At 30.5% G+C, this 1,103-nt stretch carries 1 protein-coding gene; it reads left to right on the top strand.

Annotated elements, in window-relative coordinates:
- Positions 1-1,103: P-loop NTPase family protein (locus AC1DJR_RS30905; protein ID WP_477004352.1), on the top strand; the 1,103-nt coding region annotated here is incomplete at both ends.

The following is a 1,103-nucleotide window of genomic DNA, read 5'->3' as shown; positions in this document are numbered from 1 at the left end:
GTTTCAATGTGTTCATTTAGTTTCTGAGTTATTTGCAAAAACAAGAAATCCACATACATTGTTTATTTTTGATGAGCCTTCAAAAGGTTTATCGCAAAATATTTTAAATCAATTTATAGATAGTGTTAGAGGGATATTGCAAGATGAATCAGTCTCTATCATTATGATTGAGCATAACAGTTACATGCTAGAAAGCTCTGATTATATTGTCGATTTTGGAAAAAGACAGGTTGAATCTATAGAGCATCTTGATGTAGTAAGTCATGAGGATTATTATCGTCAAAAAAGAAGTGTGAATAATGCTGAACAAATACACATTTCTTCAACGCTTAAGCGTAAAGAAGGAGTTCACTATTTAAAAGAAAATCATATTAACTATTTTAAAAATGCTGAAAACGTTTATAAGGGTGGTATTTTAAAAAGCTTATCATCAATGGCACGATTAATTTATGGTGAATATGAATCTGATACAATGGCACCTGTTGTTGCTATTGATCTCGAAAGACATTTGTATAGTCAATATAGTTTCTTATATGAAATTGGTGGATTGATCAATCATATTGTAGCTGCTCATCCGACTAATAAAGATACGAGAAGTTTCGATTTCTATTCTCAGGATAATCATTGCCCATCTTGTTCTGGACGTCTTCAAATTGAAGTTTTTGATAAAGAAATTACAATTCAAGATAAAAACGTTCCATTTTGGGATGGTCTATTCGATCCGGAAATCATGAAAGTATTAAAATTTTATCAATATGAAAAAATAGAATTTCTATTTGAAGAAATTAAAAATGAGCTTGGTCATGATTTGACGAAAAGCTATAATGATATGTCTGAGGAAGAGAAACATACATTTTGGYACGGCTATTTTGATAAGTCYTTTTATGATAAGAAAGGAAAGACACGTAGAACATGGGTAGGATTTAATACGATTATTGGCGGGTATATYGTTATTTCAAAAGCAGCTATTAAAGAAGATATTAAGACTTCTAAAGAAATGATGACATGTCCAATTTGTAAGGGGACTTTATTAAATCACCATAAACCACTTAATTTTGGAGATACAGATATTCGTGAAATTATTAATCAGCCACTTAACGAAG

The sequence above is a fragment of the Bacillus sp. 05T31 genome (assembly GCF_056396725.1).
This window is presented reverse-complemented; position numbering and strand designations above follow the sequence as displayed.